The following is a 21281-nucleotide window of genomic DNA, read 5'->3' on the forward strand; positions in this document are numbered from 1 at the left end:
AAAAATAAAATTTCTCCCCCACCTATAAATCTAATTCACATAATGGGCTGTGTTTTTTCTGATATTAAAGCACAACCCACTTCTTTTTATTGATAAACCAGGGGCTGACTCATGACTACAATCGTAAGTGTTCGCCGTAATGGCCAAGTCGTAATCGGTGGTGATGGACAGGCGACGATGGGTAATACCGTCATGAAAGGCAATGTTCGCAAAGTACGCCGTCTTTATAACGACAAAGTGATTGCGGGATTTGCCGGCGGCACTGCTGATGCTTTCACGCTTTTTGAACTTTTTGAGCGTAAATTAGAGCTCCATCAAGGCCATTTAACTAAAGCCGCTGTTGAACTTGCGAAAGATTGGCGTACAGACAGAATGTTACGCAAACTAGAAGCATTACTGGCTGTGGCAGACGAAACAACATCTTTGATTATCACTGGTAACGGTGATGTTGTGCAGCCAGAAAACGATCTGATTGCTATTGGTTCTGGTGGCCCTTATGCACAAGCAGCGGCGAGAGCGATGTTAGAAAACACCGATCTAAGTGCACGCGAAATTGCGGAAAAAGCACTGAATATTGCCGGTGATATCTGCATCTACACCAACCATAATGTCAACTTTGAAGAAATCTCTTCAAAAGAGTAAGGATTTGAGAGCATGTCCGAAATGACTCCTCGCGAAATTGCCAGCGAACTCGACAGATTTATTATTGGTCAAGATAAGGCCAAACGTGCGGTTGCTATTGCACTGCGTAACCGCTGGCGTCGCATGCAGCTTGATGAAGCGCTGCGTCATGAAGTAACCCCAAAAAATATTTTGATGATTGGACCTACAGGGGTAGGTAAAACTGAAATTGCACGTCGCTTAGCAAAATTAGCCAATGCACCTTTTATCAAAGTCGAAGCCACAAAATTCACTGAAGTGGGTTATGTAGGTAAAGAAGTCGATTCTATTATCCGCGATTTAACTGATTCTGCTGTTAAAATGGTACGTAGCCAAGCGATTGAAAAAAATCGTTACCGTGCTGAAGAAATGGCAGAAGAGCGTATTCTTGATGTACTGATCCCACCAGCAAAAAATAACTGGGGAGTCACAGAATCAGCATCATCCTCAGAGCCTTCAGCCGCGCGCCAAGCGTTCCGTAAGAAACTCCGTGAAGGCCAATTAGACGACAAAGAGATTGAAATTGAATTAGCAGCCACCCCAATGGGTGTTGAAATTATGGCACCTCCAGGCATGGAGGAGATGACTAATCAATTACAATCCATGTTCCAAAATTTAGCGGGACAAAAGCAAAAAGCGCGTAAGATGAAAATCAAAGAAGCGTTTAAACTGATTGTCGAAGAAGAAGCCGCTAAACTGGTTAATCCTGAAGAGTTAAAACAACAAGCCATCGATGCAGTTGAGCAACATGGTATCGTGTTTATTGATGAAGTAGATAAAATCTGTAAACGTGGTGGTCAAAGCTCTGGCCCTGATGTTTCTCGTGAAGGTGTACAACGTGACCTATTACCACTGGTAGAAGGTTGCACCGTATCCACTAAGCACGGTATGGTGAAAACAGATCATATTCTGTTTATTGCCTCAGGCGCATTCCAAGTCTCTAGTCCTTCTGACTTAATTCCTGAGTTACAAGGCCGTCTGCCTATTCGTGTTGAACTACAAGCACTGACTGCAGAAGATTTTGAGCGTATCCTTACTGAGCCAAATGCATCATTAACAAAACAGTATCAAGCATTAATGGCTACCGAAGGGGTAAGCATTAACTTTAGCCAAGACGGTATTCGCAAAATTGCCGAATCTGCATGGCGTGTAAATGAAACCACTGAAAACATCGGTGCACGTCGTCTACATACGGTATTAGAGCGTTTAATGGAAGAAATTTCCTATGATGCGAGTGAACGTCAAGGCGAAACTATTCTTATTGATGCAGAATATGTGAAACAGCATCTGGATGAGCTTGTAGCAGATGAAGATCTGAGTCGATTTATTTTATAATCAACTTATGCGATCCTTAATCAGCAATATTAACGTGGGAGGCTTGCCTCCCATTCTTATTTTTATAATAACAACGAACATGAGTATTGAATTTCAGCATGAGCGCTCAACATTCCATTAGCCGGACACAAGCCTGGCTTGAAAGTTTACGACCCAAAACCCTACCTTTAGGGTTAATTGCTATTGTGACAGGCTCCGCCTTAGCGTATTGGACGGGTCATTTTGAGCTACCTATTGCATTACTGGCGATTTTAACTGCTGGCACACTACAAATTCTCTCTAACTTAGCGAATGACTATGGTGATGCCGTTAAAGGGACAGATACTGAAGAGCGATTAGGGCCACTGCGTGGAATGCAAAAAGGGGTGATCACCCCTGTTCAAATGAAAAAAGCCTTAATTATCAATGTAATTATCTCCTGTGTTTCAGGTATCGCCTTGATAATTGTCGCCTGTAAAAAACCCGAAGATGCTATTGGCTTTTTAGTGATGGGCTTATTGGCTATCGTGGCAGCCATTACCTATACCGTAGGGAAACGCCCTTATGGCTATATGGGATTGGGCGATATTTCGGTATTAATTTTCTTTGGCTGGCTGAGTGTGATTGGCACTTATTATTTGCAAGCTAATGCTTTTAATATTGTGACACTACTGCCTGCCACCGCCTGCGGACTGCTCTCGGTCGCAGTACTTAACATTAACAATATGCGTGATCTTGAAAACGACATTCAAGCCGGTAAAAATACCTTGGCGGTGCGTTTGGGGGCTTCTGGCTCACGGATTTACCACACCTGTGTGATTGCCATAGCCATTATCTGTTTGATTGTGTTCACCCTGATTTATATGCACCGTTGGACGGCGTGGCTATTTTTATTAGCCGTTCCCATGCTATTACTGCATATTAAACGCGTTAATACTGATCTTAGTGGCGAAGCCATGCGACCACTGCTTGAACATATGGTCAAAGCGGCGCTGTTAACCAATATTCTTTTTTCTTTAGGTTTAGTTTTAGAGTAATTTACCGCTATTGTTGATTTGACTCACTGAATTGTCAGTGAGTCTTTTGCCAACACCCCCTGTTAAGGGATATACTGGACTTTCCTGAGGCAACCTGACGTAAATCCTATGAAATATGATACTTCTGAACTCTGTGATATCTATCAAGAAGATATCAATGTCGTAGAACCGCTTTTCTCAAACTTTGGTGGTCGTAGCTCCTTTGGTGGACAAATTACCACTGTCAAATGTTTTGAAGATAATGGTCTGCTTTATGACTTACTAGAAGAAAACGGTAAAGATCGTATTCTATTAGTTGATGGCGGTGGCTCTGTCCGCAAAGCGCTAGTCGACGCTGAATTGGCGCAACTGGCGGTACTCAACGAATGGGAAGGTATTGTTGTTTATGGTGCAGTACGCCAAGTGGACGCTTTATCTGAGCTTGATTTAGGCATTCAAGCAATGGCGGCCATTCCTGCAGGTTGCCCAAGTGAAGGCATCGGCGACAGTGATATCCGCGTAAACTTTGGTGGTGTTACTTTCTTCTCCGGTGATTACCTTTATGCTGATAATACTGGCATTATCTTATCTGAAGAGCCTTTAGGCTTAGATGATGACGATTTAGATGATGATTTATTAGAAGAATAATAGACCATTCTCTTATTAACAAAGATAACGCATAAAGCGACAAAAGCCACTTTATCAGTGGCTTTGTTTTTAACTGGTGAAAACGGTGGACGATTATTGTACGTCTTCCATTTTTCCTAGCAGAGCACGTAAACGCTCTTGCCAGCTTGATTGCTCTTGTTTCAGCTCTTCGTTTTCACGAACCAAGGCTTCTCTTGATTCTCTTGCGCCCTGCACTTCTTGATTCAGTGCATCATTTTTCTCTTTTAGCTCTTCAATTTCCATCTGTAATAATGTGATGGTATCTAGTGCTTGTTGTACTTTTGACTCTAATTTTTCAAAAACTTCAAATGACATACTGTAATCCCCCATATAATCGATACTCCCGATTGTAAGTAGCCTATCAACAACTGTCTAGCATCTTCCGTGGAATTACCTGCTTTTTTCAATTTAACAAAAATACTGGTCTGATCACACTCCTAGTGTTGTACAAGTCACTATTTAAGAGCGTTTTCACTCATTTTCATGATGGGACACACAAAATTCAATTTCGCTTATTCTCGTTTACGCTCATTAACGATAAATTTACAGTTATCTTTTCAATACGAAAAGAATACTAACAATTAAAATCACCCTCTTTCAGGATAGAATATATGAGCCAGACGAAAACCTCTCTTATGGGTCAATGCATTTCCGAGTTTATCGGTACTGCATTGCTAGTCTTCTTTGGTCTTGGTTGTGTTGCAGCAGCACGTATCGCAGGCGCTCAACTCGGTCTTTGGGAGATAAGTATTATCTGGGGCTTAGGTGTTGCCTTAGCCGTTTACCTTACTGCGGGTACCTCTGGTGCTCACCTCAACCCGGCGGTCACAGTCGCATTCTGGTTGTTTGCGTGCTTTGAACGTAAAAAAGTTATCCCTTATATTGTTGCACAAATGTTAGGTGGTTTTTTTGCCGCCGCTGTTGTGTACTTTATGTATTACAATTTATTTATCGACTACGAACAGGTCAACGGAATTGTACGAGGATCACAAGAAAGCCTCTTTACTGCGGGCGTCTTCTCTACTTACCCAGCAGCCCAAATCTCTGTGATCCACGCATTTTTTATCGAAGTAATTATTGCCGTTATTCTCGTTGGCTTAATTTTAGCCTTAACAGATGATGGTAACGGTGTACCTCGTGGGCCTTTAGCGCCATTACTTATCGGTATTCTGATTGCGGTTATCGGTGGTGCATTTGGTCCATTAACTGGATTCGCCTTAAACCCTGCCCGTGATTTTGGGCCAAAATTAGTCGCATTCTTTGCCGGATGGGGTGATATTGCTTTAACAGGTGGACGCGATATTCCTTATTTCTTAGTCCCACTCATTGCTCCAATGATTGGGGGTATTTTAGGCGCACTTGCTTATCGTAAACTTATTGGCCGTCACTTACCTTGTGATACCTGCAAAATTGAAAACGACAAATAACGATGCAAGCAATATCGTTGATTATGAAAACAGGTTACTAACATGACAACAGAAACAAACAAATCGAATAGTGAAAAAAAATATATCGTTGCTCTGGATCAGGGAACAACCAGTTCACGCGCTGTCGTAATCGATCATGACGCCAACATTGTTAGCATCTCACAACGCGAATTTACCCAAATTTATCCTAAGCCCGGCTGGGTTGAGCACGATCCAATGGAAATCTGGGCAACTCAAAGCGCAACGCTAATTGAAGTATTGGCCAAAGAAGACATCCCTTCTGATCATGTTGCCGGTATCGGTATTACCAACCAACGTGAAACGACTATCGTCTGGGAAAAAGAGACCGGTAAACCTATCTATAATGCTATCGTGTGGCAATGTCGCCGTACTGCAGACTTTTGTACTCGCTTAAAAGATCAAGAAGGGGTTGAAGAGTACATTCGTCAAAATACTGGGCTTATGGTTGACCCCTATTTTTCAGGCACCAAATTAAAATGGATCCTCGATAATGTTGAAGGCGCTCGTGAACGAGCAGAAAAAGGAGAGTTACTCTTTGGTACCGTTGATACTTGGTTAGTCTGGAAAATGACACAAGGTCGTGTTCACGTAACAGATTATACCAACGCTTCACGTACTATGTTGTTTAATATTCACTCTTTAGATTGGGATCAAAAAATCCTCGATCTGCTGAATATTCCCCGCAATATGCTACCTAAAGTGGTGCCTTCTTCTGAAGTTTATGGTCAAACCAACATTGGTGGTAAAGGTGGTACACGTATTCCTATCGCCGGTATGGCTGGTGACCAACAAGCGGCACTCTATGGTCAGCTCTGTGTACAAAGCGGTATGGCAAAAAACACCTACGGAACAGGCTGCTTCTTGCTGATGAATACAGGTAAAGAAGCCGTGCGCTCTAACCACGGTCTATTAACCACTATCTGCTGTGGCCCACGTGGTGAAGTAAACTATGCCTTAGAAGGTGCAGTCTTCGTCGGTGGTGCTTCCATTCAGTGGCTACGTGATGAGCTAAAATTAATTGATGAAGCAACTGACTCAGAATACTTTGCCACTAAAGTTAATGACACCAACGGTGTTTATGTCGTACCTGCATTTACTGGCTTAGGCGCACCTTATTGGGATCCGTATGCCCGTGGCGCTATCTTCGGTTTAACCCGTGGCGCTAACCGTAATCATATTATTCGAGCTACTTTAGAATCTATCGCTTATCAAACCCGCGATGTCCTTGATGCGATGCAAGCAGACTCCGGAGCACGCTTACAAGCACTACGTGTAGATGGTGGTGCCGTTGCCAATAACTTCTTAATGCAGTTCCAATCTGACATCTTAGGTACCCGTGTTGAACGTCCTGTGGTACGTGAAAGTACTGCGTTAGGGGCTGCGTTCCTTGCAGGCCTTGCGGTAGGTTTCTGGTCTGATCTGGAAGAGGTAAAAAATAAAGCTGAGATTGATAAAGAGTTCCGCCCAGGTATTGAAACCACAGAGCGTAATTATCGTTATAACGGCTGGAAAAAAGCGGTTGCCCGCGCACAAGAATGGGAAGATCGCGGTTAATCGCTAATCACCCCGATGAGAGAGAAGTCGCCTAGGCGACATAAAACAAATGCCGATAGTAGGTATTACACTATCGGCATTTTTATTGGCGAAAACTTAAAGGCAGTCATTAAACCGTATTCTGCTGATGACTAAAACGGTGTGATAACGGGATCCAACACAACATAATAGCCACTGACATAATAAACATAATCATTCCTAAGCTAAATTGATTATGTTGTGGCAATAGTGCAGAGAACCACGTTGCTATCCCTGAGCCAACATTTTGCAATCCGCCCACCAACGCACCAGCCGCTCCGGCTAAATAAGGGAATGGCTCCATCGCCCCTGTCGTTGCCAGTGGAAATAGCATCCCAGCGCCAAAGAAAAACAGGGCAGCGGGCACCAGTAAAGTCCAAATATTAATAATATTCAGCCAGCCGGGAAGCCACATTAAAATACCTGCCGCTACACAGCAAAATACGGAGTGCCACATCAATTGCACAAAGGTTTTACCTTCACGCCCTGCGTACCACGCACCAAAGAAGGCCGCGGGAATAGGTAAAATAAATAGAATACTGATAGTAATACTATTTAAACCCAACACGCCTCCCATCAACACACCGCTGGAAGCTTCAAATACGGCAATACCTGATAATGCACAAATCAACATGATCAAAAAAGCACTAAAAGTACTGTTGGACAGCAATAAATAAAAAGATGACAACATACTGCGTCTTTCAGCCTGTACAGGTCGGGTTTCTGGCATCCAGTGATACATACTAAAGAGTACACTTCCTCCTAATAATAATAGGAAGATATAACAGGCATGCCAGCCAAAGAAGTGCGCCACCACCCCACCGATCATCGGCGCTAATAGTGGGCTGACTAACACCCCCATATTTAATAAGCTATTGGCATAGCGTAACGCAGTACCGGTATAGAGATCACGAGGCTGAGTACGGGTCATTACCCCTGCGACCCCAGTCCCCATTCCTTGTAAGGTACTGGCGATCACTAAGGTAGTTAAGTTCTGTGAAAAAATAGCCACGATCGTCGCTAAACAGAAAATACTCATCCCCACTAAAATAACCGGACGACGCCCTACTCGGTCAGAAATAGGGCCATAAATTAATTGTGAAAAACCATAAGAAAACAGATATGCGCCCATTACTTGCTGTACAGCACCTGTTGGCTCACCAAAATAGACAGCCATATCAGCAATCACAGGAACATAAATCGTCTGTGTCATTTGACCGACAGCAACCAGTGCAATAATCAGTAATAACAGATTTGCATGTTCTAACTTTCTCATTTCTTTTCTTTGCTCAGAAATTAAAAATTAACCGATTAACGGACAGGAAAGTGCTACAGAGCTTTGATAAAATAAACTCTGCAAAATGCACTTGCGCTAAATAATGAGACTAAGGTAACAAATCTAGCAAAATTTGCGAAGTAGTCAGCCATTTTTATCTCGTCAACGATGTCAGTGAAAAACACCATCGTTGTCAATATAAATGTACATTTTGTATTAACGATTAACGAAACTACAGATTAATATCGCCATCACATCATCTTGATAAATAAAAACGCCCTTCCTCTTTAGAATAAATTATCGACATAAGCGCTTTCCTAAAAAGGAGATAAGAGATTATGGCAAATTGGGTCACTGGAAAAGTCATTCAAGTTAGGTATTGGACAGATACATTAATCAGTTTAGTTGTACACGCCCCTATCGATAAGTTTACAGCAGGTCAATTTGCCAAACTGGCACTCGAAATTGACGGTGAACGTATACAACGCGCCTACTCTTATGTTAACTCCCCGCAAGATCCCAACTTAGAGTTCTATCTAGTCACTGTACCTGAAGGTAAACTCAGCCCACGCTTAGCGGCGTTAACCGTTGGTGATGAACTCTTAGTGACAGAACAAGCCAGTGGCTTTTTTGTTTTAGAAGAGGTGCCTAGCGCGAATACCTTATGGATGTTATCAACAGGTACGGCGATCGGGCCATTTCTCTCTATTTTACAACTTGGTGATGATCTCGACCGTTTCGAAAATATTGTTTTAGTCCATGCTGTACGCTACGCCCGTGATTTAAGCTATCTACCATTAATGGAGCAGTTAGCTGAACGCTACCAAGGGAAACTGCGTATCCAAACTATTGTCAGCCGTGAAAACCATATAGGCTCACTAACCGGACGCATTCCAGCATTAATTGAAAGTGGTGCATTAGAAAAAACCGTAGGATTAACCATTTCCCCAGAAGAGAGCCATATTATGCTATGTGGTAATCCAGAAATGGTAAGAGACACGCAACAGTTACTGAAAACACAGCGTGATATGAGAAAACATTTACGCCGCAAACCGGGACATATCACCAGTGAACAGTATTGGTAATGACAACATCAGGGCTGAATAGCACTTTATTCAGCCCTGACTGTTTAGCAGTTACACACTTTAACGAAAACTTGAGTAGTCGACCTTTTCAGTCGTGGCACCAAAATAGTTTTCTCCTTGGGTGCCAATAAACACCCCACAATCTAACAACATGATCATCATAATAAATGATGGGAGAAAACGCCCTATCGCCCACTGCCAAAAGGGCTCTAAACTACTGGTATCAGTCAATCCTAGCATCACCGCCAGCAACAATAGTAACAGCCATGCACCACGTTTATTTCTATCGTGAAGTCGCTTAGTAAAAATGGCACATAACGGATATAAAATAGCCAGCGAAATTATCCCCGCCAGCACAGCAGGCAATGAATAGTGCTGATTAACTGTATATAATCCGCAAAACAGCACAAAACAGAGTGCAAAACCCGCCCAAAAGTCACGGCGTCCAATTCGCCCTTTGAATGAAAAGGCCCAATGTTGTAAGGTCATTAATAATTTCTCAATATAGACTTATTTTAGTGAATTAAGCTGTCCATTTAACATCAAATAATACAGAGTGATTTTATAATATTCTATCGCACAACAGACCAAGGAGGACAGATGATAAAAAAAAGCACGCTTACTCAGTTAGCGCTTATCATAATAAGCATTGCTTTATCTTTGCCAACCCTTGCTATGGCAGCGTCGCCCTCTATTGCTCATCAACCCCCAACTAAAGATGATATTCTTTACCTTAAACAGGATGCCCCTGTTTTTGAAACCACCATTCCTGAGATAAGAGCTAAATTCAATCAAAATAATGCGACGTTATTTCTCAATGAATATAAAATTATCACCAACAACGATATTACTATTCCGTTAGTCAGAGCCGCGACACGAATAACCCCTTATTTATACTCATCAGCCGTATTAGAGCGTGGCAGTGAAAAAATTAAGAGTCTACAGCTCACCCTGATCCATTCACTTGATACGCCACAAATCGAAAAAGAGCATCAAGATACTGCAATGCGCTATATCACTGCATTAGTGACACAGTTTGATCCCTCTATTAATGCAACGCAAATTCAAGAGGTGCTCAATTTATTTGCTGTTAAACAAGATGTGCCTGCTTATATTAGCCATAATGTCGGTGCTATTCGCTATATTATTGCCCACGAGGACAATCAACTAACGACCTTTGCCATTGAACCGATTAAGCTTTTACTCAATAGCAATATCGATTCAGCTATTCCGTGATAAAAAACAAAGCTATTCTATTCAATGTTCTCTATACTGTTGTGCATCAACAGAATTTGAGTTTATCGATAAATTAAATTTAAACCACTCGGTTGGAGGAAAAGTTATGCGCCATCCATTAGTCATGGGTAACTGGAAACTTAACGGCAGCATTCATATGGTTCATGAATTAATCGCTGCATTACGTAAAGAAATCAGCGGTGTTGCTGGATGTGATGTTGCTATTGCACCACCAACAGTTTATCTGTGCCAAGCTCGTCATGAAATCGGTGGAAGCCGTATTGCGTTAGGTGCCCAAGATACCGGTGTTAACTTATCTGGTGCTTTCACTGGCGAAACTTCCCCAGAAATGCTGAAAAACGTTGATGTTAAATACGTGATCATCGGTCACTCTGAACGTCGTACTTACCATAAAGAATCTGATGAATTTATCGCACAAAAATTTGGTGTGTTAAAAGAGTTAGGCTTAACACCTGTGTTATGTATCGGTGAAACAGAAGCAGAAAATGAAGCTGGTAAAACACAAGAAGTGTGCGCACGTCAAATCGACGCGATTTTAAATGCACATGGTGCACAAGCATTCAAAGATGCAGTGATCGCTTATGAACCTATTTGGGCGATCGGTACAGGTAAATCAGCAACGCCTGCACAAGCACAAGCGGTACATAAATTTATTCGTGATCATATCGCTAAACAAGATGCGGCTATCGCTGAGCAAGTCATTATTCAATACGGCGGTTCAGTCAACGATAAAAACGCAGCAGAGCTATTTAGCCAACCTGATATCGACGGAGCATTGGTTGGTGGCGCGTCACTGAAAGCGGATGCCTTTGCTGTTATCGTGAAAGCGGCAGCAGAAGCAAAAGCGAAAAAATAACTTTGATAGCAAATCGTTATCTTACCGATAAATAACTATCGCGAAAATCACCTTACTGTGTCTTAACAGAAGGTGATTTTTTTATGCGTTACTCGCTAATCACGTCGGCTGATTTCATCAAATATTCCCCCGGTGGCAAAATGAGTTTGTTGTGCTGATTGCCAATCGCCAAAAAGCTCATCAATAGTGAATAATTGCAGGGCTGGAAAACGTTTTTGATATTTTTCAGCAATGCTTTTATCTCTTGGACGATAATAGTTTTTAGCAGCAATTTCTTGCCCTTGAGGTGAATAAAGATACTCTAAATAAGCGGTTGCCACTTCCCGCGTACCTCGCTTATCAACCACTTTATCCACCACAGAGACGGTTGGCTCTGCCAAAATAGAGACGGAAGGGGTGACTATTTCAAACTTATCTGTACCTAACTCATTAATCGCCAGTAGCGCTTCATTTTCCCATGCAATTAACACATCACCAATACCACGCTCAACAAAAGTATTTGTCGCGCCTCTTGCGCCGGAGTCTAATACTTCAACCTGTTGATACAGTGACTTTACAAAGGCTTTCGCTTTTTCACTGTCTTGCTGATTGGCCTTTAATCCATATCCCCATGCAGCCAGATAATTCCATCTTGCTCCACCGGAGGTTTTAGGATTAGGTGTGATAATCGATACACCGGGTTTAATTAAAGAATCCCAGTCGGTTATCTGTTTGGGATTACCTTTTCTCACTAAAAAAACAATGGTTGAGGTGTAAGGTGCTGAGTTATCAGGTAAGCGGGTGATCCACTGCTTATCTATACGCCCTCTTTGTGCAATGGCATCAATATCATAAGCTAATGCGAGGGTGACAATATCCGCTTCAATACCATTAATTACGGCGGTTGCCTGTTTACCAGAGCCACCATGAGATTGACGAATAGTCACATGATCGCCGTTTTTTTGTTGCCAATATTGACTAAATGCGTGGTTATATTGTTGATAAAGCTCTCGAGTTGGATCGTAAGAGACATTTAATAACTGAGTATCCTTCGCCCAGATGCTTTGTGTAAACAGTGCCGTCAGCGCTAGCGTCGTCAATAATCCCCATCGTTTTAACATCGTTATCTACCCCTATCCTATTTCTAGTTGGTTTATTTGTTTTGTTTAACTAGGCTGACAGAAAGATTTATAACGATGAAATAATAAAAAACAGACTGTTATACGTAACAGCTATATAGTTGAGAAAACGGGGACTCACACAGTCATTACCCATCAGATAAGAGAAGAAAAGCGCGTAGAATGAAATGTTTTCACTCGGGAAGCTGTTCTGATACAAGCTGATATTGCATCAGAACAGTCCACGAATAAGGATATAACTCAGAAAGGCTCTGGTAATAGAGTAAAACTATGGCTTAATACAGTTTTTTCGCAGTTTCATACCAATCGGCTTTAAAGACACGTTTCATATTCATAACCGCATCAATAATATCATGGTGAACCAGTTTTTCATTTTGGATCCCTACACAACGACCACCATAACCTTCTAGTAGCAGTTGTACCGAGTAAGCACCCATACGAGAGGCTAAAATACGATCGTAGGCAACCGGAGAGCCGCCACGTTGAATATGGCCTAATACAGTGGCACGTGTTTCATGTTTGGTTTCTGCTTCAATAAAACGTGCTAGCTCATGTACATCACACACATGTTCGGTAATTGCCACGATAGCATGACGTTTACCACGCTCAATACCCGCTTTAATTTCTGCTAATAATTCATCACGATCAAAAGGTAATTCGGATTCAGGCAATACCACGAACTCACAACCACCCGCAATAGCAGCGGATAAGGTTAAATCACCACAATAACGTCCCATCACTTCAACGATAGAGATACGTTTATGCGATGTAGAGGTATCACGTAAGCGGTCAATCGCTTCTACCGCCGTTTCTAACGCCGTGAAATAGCCAATAGTGTAATCAGTACCCGCAACGTCATTATCAATGGTGCCCGGTAAACCAATACATGGGAAACCCGCTTCAGTTAATTTTTTCGCCCCCAGATAAGAACCATCTCCCCCGATAACCACCAGTGCATCTAGCTCATTTTGCTTCATATTTTCAATAGCAACGGCACGCACATTATCTTCGCGGAATTCTGGGAAACGCGCAGAGCCTAAAAAAGTACCACCACGGTTGATCATGTCTGACACACTAAAGCGATCGAGTTTTTTCATACGGTTTTCATATAAGCCCATATAGCCATCAAAAATACCGTACACTTCTAAACCTTCGCTGAGTGCTGCACGGACCACACCACGGATAGCGGCATTCATACCCGGTGCATCACCACCACTTGTTAAAACCCCAATTCTTTTGATCCCATTAACCATGATTACCTCTGATTCTTATTCGATATCATTATTGCAATATATTGTTGGAATAACTGTTATCTTAATACCGGCTTCACGAACGTAATCCACCGATATCTCAAATGCTGAATTGATTCAACAACCCCATTGTACGCATATTTTTTATCACTTCATCATCAACGTACATTTTTTTTTATAAACTTGATGCGCATTAAATTAATTGAGTAGCCTGTATAAATACTATACTAGTCTATCGTCTCTGTATTACACCGATAAGTTAACACTTTTTATACAGATACTTTACAGCCTTTTGCTATCTATCTCAAAAAACAGTGTGTTAGCCATATATTACTATCAAGATATAAAGTGTAATGGGCTTATTGACTGTTTGCTTAACACTTTGCGCGCTGTTATCGATACTTTTGTGTTATTCGGCATAAATAGAAAAAGCGCTCACCCTACACAATTGTGACTGATGACAAAAATTTTGCGTTAATTTACCGTTTATACAATAAGGCTGATACAGTATAACAAACAGTACAGTAGGAGGTTTTATGTTTGATTTAACGGGTAAAATTGCTTTAGTTTCCGGCGGAGCAAAAGGTATTGGTAAAGGCATTGTTAGCGCATTAAAAAACAGCGGTGCACAGGTTATTATTGCTGATATTGATGATGTAGCTGGTAACGCAACCAAAGAAGCACTTGGTGTTGATTTTATGCACCTTGATGTCACCTCTCAAGCAGCCTGTGAACAAGTAGTCAATGATGTTGTTAAACAGTATGGCAAACTCGATATTCTTTGCTCTAATACTGGTATTTTCCCCCAAGCGACAATTAAAGAGATGAGTGAAGCTGATTGGGATAAAATGCATACCGTCAATTTAAAAGGAATGTTTTTCTTAGTAAAAGCAGCCCTTGCGGTAATGGAAAAACAACAATATGGCCGTGTGATCATCACCTCTTCTATTACAGGCGCCATTACTGGCTATCCGGGCTGGAGCCATTACGGAGCAAGCAAAGCAGGTCAGTTAGGCTTTATGCGCAGTGCTGCACTAGAATATGCACGCCACGGTATTACCATTAATGCCGTTATGCCCGGCAATATTTTAACCGAAGGCTTACAAGCCCAAGGAGAGACGTATCTTAATCAAATGAAGGCCTCTATCCCAACCTATACCTTAGGGGAGCCTGAAGATATCGGCTATGCCGCCGCATTTTTTGCCTCTAATGAAGCAAAATATATTACCGGTCAAACCATTATTGTCGATGGCGGCCAGATTTTACCTGAATCTCCAGAGGCGTTGTTGTAGTTGATTAGATTAATTAAGGAAGAATGAATCGATTATAATTCACTACCAGAAGATAAAATAATATATCAATAATAAAATTAAAAACGCAAAAAAAAGCCCCTCTCCAGAGGGGCTGCAAAAGACAGGGATGGTGTCTATGGCAAGGAAAAAACTTCGTTGTTGCTACTTACTCTCTAACTAGGTACTGCTTTACTACACTCTTACTACATTACTAAAGGACTTTACTTAATCACTAATTAGCTTTCTCTTGAGTTTGCTGGTTTTGCTGACTAACAGAAGAGACACGCTGTTGATAATTCTTTTCTAGCTGCGCTTTTTGCTCAGGGGTTAATAGCTGATACATTTGATTATGAACTTTCGCCATTTCAACTCGGCGCTCTATTGCTTGTTTGTCCATATCTTGTATTTGCGCTCTTACCGCTGCTTCATCAAACTTATCCGCGGTAATTAGCTTATGCATATTTTCGTGACGCTGACGAAAATCACTGTTATTAAAACGATCTTGATGATGCTGGCGCATTAAATCGCGCATTTGAGTACGTTGTTGCTCTGTTAATGTAATACCATTAAACATACGCGACTCACCGAAATTATTGTTACCCATCATATGGCCACGTTGTCCACGATGACCTCGGTTATCACGTCCATCATGCATACCGTAACCGTATCCACAATGGTAATTATCATTATACTGTTGTTGCCCAGCAGGCTGATTATTTGTATTTGATGTTTCAGCCATTACTACCGTCGGAGCTACTAAAAACATTGATGCTAGTGCAACCATTGCTACTTTACGCATTGTCCCACTCCTCATTCGGTTATAATACCGACTTATTAATGCTGACCTAAATATGTGTAATTGTTCTCGATGTGGATTACTATACCTTTACGGCTGCAAACTAGCGTCAGAGCGTGTAAAAGAACGTAAAGTCATAGATTCGCGCTATTTATTATCGTATTTTTCTCTTGGAGGAATTGACGAATGCATAAAATCTTATTAGTGGATGACGATCGCGAATTAACCTCGCTATTGAAAGAACTACTTGAAATGGAAGGCTTTAATGTTGTGCTCGCCACTGACGGCGAACAGGCCTTAAAACTTCTGGACGCGTCTATTGACTTGTTATTACTGGATATCATGATGCCACGTAAGAACGGGATCGAGACACTTAAAGAGTTACGCCAAAATTTCCAAACACCTGTCATTATGTTAACGGCAAGAGGCAGCGATCTTGATCGTGTACTTGGCCTAGAGCTGGGAGCAGATGACTATTTACCTAAGCCATTTAACGATAGAGAGCTAGTTGCACGCATTAGGGCTATTTTACGTCGTTCCAACTGGAGTGAACAGAAACAGACCGATGGCAACACCTCACCCATATTGCAAGTTGATAAGTTACAACTTAATCCGGGTAGACAAGAGGCCAGCTTTGATAATGAACCATTAGAGCTAACAGGTACTGAGTTTACGTTACTTTATCTACTTGCTCAGCATTTAGGACAAGTGGTATCGCGCGAGCATCTCAGCCAAGAAGTGTTAGGTAAACGCTTAACACCTTTTGATAGAGCGATTGATATGCATATTTCCAACTTACGTCGTAAGTTACCGGAAAGAACAGACGGGCAGCCTTGGTTTAAAACATTACGTGGCCGTGGTTATCTTATGGTTTCAATAACTTAATAAAAAATCTTTATGATAAACAGTTTGTCAGCGCGTATATTCGCCATATTCTGGCTGACACTAGCATTAGTTCTAGTGCTAGTTATGATGGTACCCAAGCTGGACTCGCGCCAGCTTACCACTTTACTTGAAAGTGAATACCGTCAAGGTGTTATGCTAGAGCAACATATAGAAGCCGAACTAGCGCAAGATCCGGCTAACGATCTGCTATGGTGGCGGCGATTAATCCGCGCCATTGATAAATGGGCACCACCTGGTCAACGTCTTATTATTGTCACCAGTGAAGGTCGTATTATTGGTGCTCAACGTAATGAAATACAAGTTGTCAGAAACTTTATGGGACAGTCTGATAACGCAGACCATCCAAAAAAGAAAAAATACGGTCGCTCTGAGATGTTAGGCCCCTTTTCCATTAGAGATGGTGAAGATCACTACCAACTTTACTTAGTGCGCCCATCAAGTAGCCCACAATCTGATTTTATTAATTTATTATTTGATAAACCGCTTTTATTACTGATATTCACCATGCTTATCAGTACACCGCTACTGGTTTGGCTCTCTTGGAGCTTGGCAAAACCGGCACGAAAACTCAAAAATGCGGCGGATGATGTGGCAAAAGGTAATCTGCGCCCTCACCCTGAGCTGGAAACCGGCCCGCAAGAATTTTTAGCGGCAGGCACCAGTTTTAATCAGATGATCAGCGCCTTAGAACGCATGGTTGAAGCGCAACAACGATTGATTTCTGATATCTCCCATGAATTGCGCACCCCATTAACTCGTTTACAGCTTGCCAGTGCATTACTACGCCGTCGTAGCGGTGAAAGTAAAGAGCTAGAGCGTATTGAAACAGAAACACAGCGGCTAGATGGCATGATCAATGACTTATTAGTGCTTTCTCGCAACCAGTATAAAAATGAGTTATTACGTGAAACCGTAAAAGCGAATGAGCTTTGGAACGATATTTTAGATAATGCGAAATTTGAGGCTGAACAGAGCAATAAAACCCTAACAGTAACTGCCCCGCCAGGCCCATGGACGATTTATTGCAATCCTTACTCATTAGCGAGTGCCTTTGAAAATATCGTTCGCAATGCCTTGCGTTATTCACATTCTCGTATTGAAGTGGCCTTTACCGAACAAAATCAGGGTATCACTATTATTGTTGATGATGATGGCCCAGGGGTTAGCCCAGAAGATCGCGAGCATATTTTCCGACCTTTTTATCGTACGGACGAAGCACGTGATAGAGAATCCGGCGGTACAGGGCTGGGACTGGCAATAGTTGAAACCGCAATTAGTCAACATCGAGGCCATGTTAAAGCTGACGATAGCCCATTAGGGGGGTTAAGAGTGGAGATTTGGTTGCCTAGGGGAAGTATTAGCTCAAGCAATAAATTATAATTATCATTTTTAACTATTGATAATTACTGTATATTTTACCCTATTAATTTATACAAAATGTACTAAGTTCTTAGGGTAAAATATGAAATTTTTAGTCGTAGGCTGTGGGTTAACAGGGGCTGTAATTAGTCGCCATCTAGCTGATGCTGGTCATTACATCACGATAATAGACCAAAGATCACATATTGCTGGTAATTGCCATACAGAACGAGATAGAAATACCGGTATTATGGAACATGTTTATGGTCCACATATCTTCCACACTAGCGATGAAGTGGTATGGGAATATATCAATAAACATGGTGAAATGATCCCTTATGTAAATAGAGTAAAAACAACTTATCAAAATCAAGTATATTCTTTACCTATTAACCTACATACAATAAATCAATTCTACCAAAAAGCGCTAAATCCTGAACAAGCAAAAACTTTTTTAAGTACTATCACAGATAAATCTATTACTGATCCTAAAAACTTTGAGGAACAAGCCCTAAAATTTATTGGAAAAGATTTATATGAAGCCTTTTTTAAAGGCTATACAGTAAAACAATGGGGTTGCGACCCTAAAAATCTACCTGCGAGTATTTTAAAACGCCTCCCTGTAAGATTTACTTATGATGACAATTATTATTCTCATAAATACCAAGGAATGCCTAAACATGGCTATACCGATATAGTTCGTTCTATCCTTGATCATAAAAATATACAAGTAATAACAAATAAAAAGTATGACCATAGCGAAAGAGAAGAATATGACCATATTATATGGACTGGAAAAATAGATGAATGGTTTGGCTATTGCGAAGGTAGATTAAACTATCGAACACTAGATTTTATAAAACATGAAACTATAGGTGACTATCAAGGTACAGCTGTTATGAATTACTGCGATATAGCGGTACCTTATACTCGCATACATGAACATAAACACTTCTCACCATGGGAATCTCATGATAAAACGATTTATATTGAATAACATAGTCGGATATGCGAAGAGAATGATATTCCTTACTATCCCATTCATTTAGAAGAAGAAAATAAAATATTAAACAAATACTTAGAATTGGCTCAAAAAGAAAAATATATCACTTTTGCAGGTAGGCTAGGTACATATAGATATATGGATATGGATGTATCAATTAAAGAAGCACTTATGCTTGCAGAAAACTTAGTATCAGATTTAATAAATCAAAATGAACTTAAGTCGTTCTACCACAAACACCAATAACAAGAGAATATTCTATGTCAAAATTTTTAGCAGTAATTAGATGTGGAGATAATTCACTTCATAAAAACTGGGTTAATGATAATGCCCAATTTGATGTAATTCTTAGTTATTTTGGTGAAGATATCCCTTATTCTTTAGATAATATAAAATATGTACACCACTTTAAAGGATCAAAATGGGAAGGATTATACGATTTATTCCATAACCATCCAGAGTTATGGGCTGATTATGATTATATCTGGTTGCCTGATGATGACTTAGACAGTACCGTAGAAAATATCAACTTATTTTTTGAATTAATGCAAAAGTCTCAATTCGATCTTTGCCAACCAGCATTAACTAATAATAGTTACTATTCCTATAAAGACTTACTACAAGAACCGGATTTAATATATAGAGAAACTAATTTTGTAGAAGTAATGGCGCCCTGCTTTTCAAAGAAAATTATTTCTAAAGCATATCAAACATTTAATGAAAATAAATCAGGGTGGGGACTAGATTTTTATTGGCCTATTTTATTTAAAGAAGAAAATATTAAAGTTGGTGTTATAGACTCTACACCAATACATCATACACGACCAGTAGGGATAGCAGGCCATGGAAGTAGTGATAAAACCTTATCGCCTTTAAATGAACTTCATCAATTATTAGACAAGTATTCACTTGAAATACCTACGTTTGTAGCAACTTCACTTCTAACCCAAAAAGGGAAAATGATACAAAAAGGCAGTTTCAGCTATTCTTTAAGAAAGTTTATGAAAAAAAGAAAATAACCCTATGATTAAATTAAGAAATTTACCATAAAATCACATAAAACTACTTTCATATCAACCATAAGGACTGTTTTTATATTGAATAAATACAGTCTAATTACCTGATACAAAGTAAATACATTTTGAGTAATGTAGTTTTAACGCTTACAGCAATACAATAAAAAAATTACTACATTAAAATATTCTGCCATTTATTGAAGAGTAGGTGGCATATTCTTTTCATTCCCATCTTTATAGATATTTCAGAATGATCTTGCTAAATCAGTCGATATTCCGATACTTATATATACCTAATCAATGTTAGAATACCCAACAATTGCTTGACCCGCAGGTTTGAAGAGTCTAATCTCAAAGCGGTTTTGCGTACTGTTAAAGTATGCTTATATAATAAAACTCTTATATTACAGATAGATAAGGGTTTTAAAAGAGAAATTTTGGCGCTCTGGGGGCCGTAAACCCAGTGCGGTAGCTATGGATTAAAATGATGAATGAATATATAAAACATATACGAAAAAAAGTCTTAAGAAGCTTATGCAATAGTTTTCCTACACTAGTTACAAAATTATTATATTACAGACGATTTGGCAAAAGATTAAATTTAAAACAACCAAAAACATTTAATGAAAAATTACAATGGTTAAAGTTAAATACATATAAAAACAATTTATTAGTTACACAATGTGCTGATAAATATAAAGTAAGGGAATACATAAAAAAAACACATTGTGAAGATATTTTAAATGATATTTATTACACTTGGAATTCTCCTTTAGAAATAAATTGGGAAGCTCTACCAAATAAATTTGTATTAAAATGTAATCATGGAGCGGGTTATAACATTGTATGTAGAGATAAAGAAAAATTAAATCAAGATAAGATAATAACAACTTTAACCAAATGGATGAAAGAAGATTATTGGAAGAATTCTGTAGAACTATGTTACAAAGATATTCCTAAAAAAATTATTTGTGAAAAATTTATAGAAACAGAAAGTAAAGAATTACCACTAGATTATAAAGTATTTTGTTTTCACGGTAAGGCAGAATTCGTTATGATTTGTACTGATAGAGAAAGCCAAAAACCAAAATTTTTTTTCGTAGATAAAGATTGGAATTTGTTACCATACGGCCTAGATTATAAATATATAACAGATGCCTCTATCCTAACAAAACCTATTGGTTATGAGAAATTATTTTTCTATGCAGAGAAGCTATCAAAACCATTTCCTTTTGTAAGAGCAGATTTCTATTTAAATGATAATAATATTCTTTTTGGTGAATTAACCTTTACACCCGCCGCCGGTTTAGATATAGAATTAAACAACAAAGAAATAAGAAATGTTGATATAATTATAGGAAATCTACTTAATCTGAATAGAATTTAAA

20 protein-coding genes and 1 pseudogene are annotated in these 21281 nt (G+C 39.9%); 15 read left to right on the top strand and 6 right to left on the bottom strand.

Translation table 11 applies throughout. The annotated features are described in order from the left end of the window. The first annotated feature begins 111 nt into the window (after positions 1-111). The 4 genes from hslV (at position 112) to rraA (ending at position 3638) form a co-directional block, all read left to right on the top strand. The gene (hslV, locus tag HMPREF0693_RS15160; RefSeq protein ID WP_004246416.1) at positions 112-642 is read left to right on the top strand and encodes an ATP-dependent protease subunit HslV; all 531 of its coding nucleotides are present in this window, start codon (positions 112-114) and stop codon (positions 640-642) included. Positions 643-654: 12 nt separating this feature from the next. Continuing rightward, positions 655-1995, top strand: a complete 1341-nt coding sequence (hslU, locus tag HMPREF0693_RS15165) for an ATP-dependent protease ATPase subunit HslU (protein ID WP_004246417.1) — start codon at positions 655-657, stop codon at positions 1993-1995. A 98-nt stretch (positions 1996-2093) separates the two neighbouring features. After that, positions 2094-3011, top strand: a complete 918-nt coding sequence (locus tag HMPREF0693_RS15170) for a 1,4-dihydroxy-2-naphthoate polyprenyltransferase (protein ID WP_004246418.1) — start codon at positions 2094-2096, stop codon at positions 3009-3011. Positions 3012-3119: 108 nt separating this feature from the next. Next, positions 3120-3638: a ribonuclease E activity regulator RraA gene (gene rraA / locus HMPREF0693_RS15175; protein ID WP_004246419.1), complete on the top strand. Its 519-nt coding sequence runs from the start codon at positions 3120-3122 to the stop codon at positions 3636-3638. A 93-nt stretch (positions 3639-3731) separates the two neighbouring features. Here rraA and zapB read toward each other — a convergent pair whose 3' ends face one another. Then, positions 3732-3974 carry a cell division protein ZapB gene (zapB, locus tag HMPREF0693_RS15180; protein WP_012368679.1) on the bottom strand — a complete coding sequence of 81 codons (243 nt, stop codon included), beginning with the start codon at positions 3972-3974 and terminating at the stop codon, positions 3732-3734. A gap of 296 nt (positions 3975-4270) precedes the next feature. Between zapB and HMPREF0693_RS15185 the strand changes: the two genes are divergently transcribed. Beyond that, positions 4271-5086 (top strand): MIP/aquaporin family protein, encoded by an 816-nt coding sequence (locus tag HMPREF0693_RS15185; RefSeq protein WP_004246421.1) that lies wholly within the window; start codon positions 4271-4273, stop codon positions 5084-5086. 42 nt (positions 5087-5128) lie between these two features. Then, positions 5129-6661 carry a glycerol kinase GlpK gene (gene glpK / locus HMPREF0693_RS15190; protein WP_004246422.1) on the top strand — a complete coding sequence of 511 codons (1533 nt, stop codon included), beginning with the start codon at positions 5129-5131 and terminating at the stop codon, positions 6659-6661. A gap of 109 nt (positions 6662-6770) precedes the next feature. On the opposite strand, the gene emrD is transcribed toward glpK, so the two are convergent. Then, a complete protein-coding gene (gene emrD / locus HMPREF0693_RS15195) occupies positions 6771-7955 on the bottom strand; it encodes a multidrug efflux MFS transporter EmrD (RefSeq protein ID WP_004246423.1) in 1185 nt (394 codons plus the stop codon). 338 nt (positions 7956-8293) lie between these two features. Between emrD and fpr the strand changes: the two genes are divergently transcribed. Beyond that, a complete protein-coding gene (gene fpr / locus HMPREF0693_RS15200) occupies positions 8294-9040 on the top strand; it encodes a ferredoxin--NADP(+) reductase (protein ID WP_004246424.1) in 747 nt (248 codons plus the stop codon). A gap of 60 nt (positions 9041-9100) precedes the next feature. Here the strand turns inward: fpr and HMPREF0693_RS15205 are convergent, their stop codons facing one another. Next, positions 9101-9529: a DUF805 domain-containing protein gene (locus tag HMPREF0693_RS15205; RefSeq protein ID WP_004246425.1), complete on the bottom strand. Its 429-nt coding sequence runs from the start codon at positions 9527-9529 to the stop codon at positions 9101-9103. Between the two features lie 111 nt (positions 9530-9640). Between HMPREF0693_RS15205 and HMPREF0693_RS15210 the strand changes: the two genes are divergently transcribed. Then, positions 9641-10276 carry a DUF1454 family protein gene (locus HMPREF0693_RS15210; protein ID WP_004246426.1) on the top strand — a complete coding sequence of 212 codons (636 nt, stop codon included), beginning with the start codon at positions 9641-9643 and terminating at the stop codon, positions 10274-10276. Positions 10277-10382: 106 nt separating this feature from the next. Next, on the top strand, positions 10383-11153 hold the full coding sequence (gene tpiA / locus HMPREF0693_RS15215; RefSeq protein WP_004249716.1) for a triose-phosphate isomerase: 771 nt from the start codon (positions 10383-10385) through the stop codon (positions 11151-11153). Positions 11154-11248: 95 nt separating this feature from the next. On the opposite strand, the gene HMPREF0693_RS15220 is transcribed toward tpiA, so the two are convergent. Next, the gene (locus HMPREF0693_RS15220) at positions 11249-12253 is read right to left on the bottom strand and encodes a sulfate ABC transporter substrate-binding protein (protein WP_004246428.1); all 1005 of its coding nucleotides are present in this window, start codon (positions 12251-12253) and stop codon (positions 11249-11251) included. Positions 12254-12546: 293 nt separating this feature from the next. Continuing rightward, positions 12547-13524 carry a 6-phosphofructokinase gene (gene pfkA / locus HMPREF0693_RS15225; protein ID WP_004246429.1) on the bottom strand — a complete coding sequence of 326 codons (978 nt, stop codon included), beginning with the start codon at positions 13522-13524 and terminating at the stop codon, positions 12547-12549. Positions 13525-14057: 533 nt separating this feature from the next. Between pfkA and fabG the strand changes: the two genes are divergently transcribed. After that, entirely contained in the window at positions 14058-14813 is a 756-nt protein-coding gene (gene fabG, locus HMPREF0693_RS15230) for a 3-oxoacyl-ACP reductase FabG (RefSeq protein WP_004246430.1), read from the top strand. A gap of 232 nt (positions 14814-15045) precedes the next feature. Here fabG and cpxP read toward each other — a convergent pair whose 3' ends face one another. Beyond that, a complete protein-coding gene (gene cpxP, locus HMPREF0693_RS15235) occupies positions 15046-15612 on the bottom strand; it encodes a cell-envelope stress modulator CpxP (protein WP_004249721.1) in 567 nt (188 codons plus the stop codon). Between the two features lie 183 nt (positions 15613-15795). Here cpxP and cpxR point away from each other — a divergent pair, with 183 nt between their 5' ends. The 5 genes and pseudogenes from cpxR to HMPREF0693_RS15260 all read left to right on the top strand — a co-directional run bounded on the left by cpxR (position 15796) and on the right by HMPREF0693_RS15260 (position 21280). After that, entirely contained in the window at positions 15796-16494 is a 699-nt protein-coding gene (cpxR, locus tag HMPREF0693_RS15240) for an envelope stress response regulator transcription factor CpxR (RefSeq protein ID WP_004246432.1), read from the top strand. A gap of 12 nt (positions 16495-16506) precedes the next feature. After that, positions 16507-17895 (top strand): envelope stress sensor histidine kinase CpxA, encoded by a 1389-nt coding sequence (gene cpxA, locus HMPREF0693_RS15245; protein WP_004246433.1) that lies wholly within the window; start codon positions 16507-16509, stop codon positions 17893-17895. 82 nt (positions 17896-17977) lie between these two features. Then, a pseudogene (gene glf, locus HMPREF0693_RS15250) lies at positions 17978-19123 on the top strand (UDP-galactopyranose mutase). A 14-nt stretch (positions 19124-19137) separates the two neighbouring features. Then, a complete protein-coding gene (locus tag HMPREF0693_RS15255; RefSeq protein ID WP_004246438.1) occupies positions 19138-19896 on the top strand; it encodes a DUF707 domain-containing protein in 759 nt (252 codons plus the stop codon). A gap of 484 nt (positions 19897-20380) precedes the next feature. Beyond that, positions 20381-21280 carry an ATP-grasp fold amidoligase family protein gene (locus HMPREF0693_RS15260; protein WP_036932483.1) on the top strand — a complete coding sequence of 300 codons (900 nt, stop codon included), beginning with the start codon at positions 20381-20383 and terminating at the stop codon, positions 21278-21280. The last annotated feature ends 1 nt before the right edge of the window (position 21281 follow it).

Origin of the sequence: Proteus mirabilis ATCC 29906 (assembly GCF_000160755.1) — a bacterium.
GTDB classification, from domain to species: Bacteria; Pseudomonadota; Gammaproteobacteria; order Enterobacterales; family Enterobacteriaceae; genus Proteus; species Proteus mirabilis.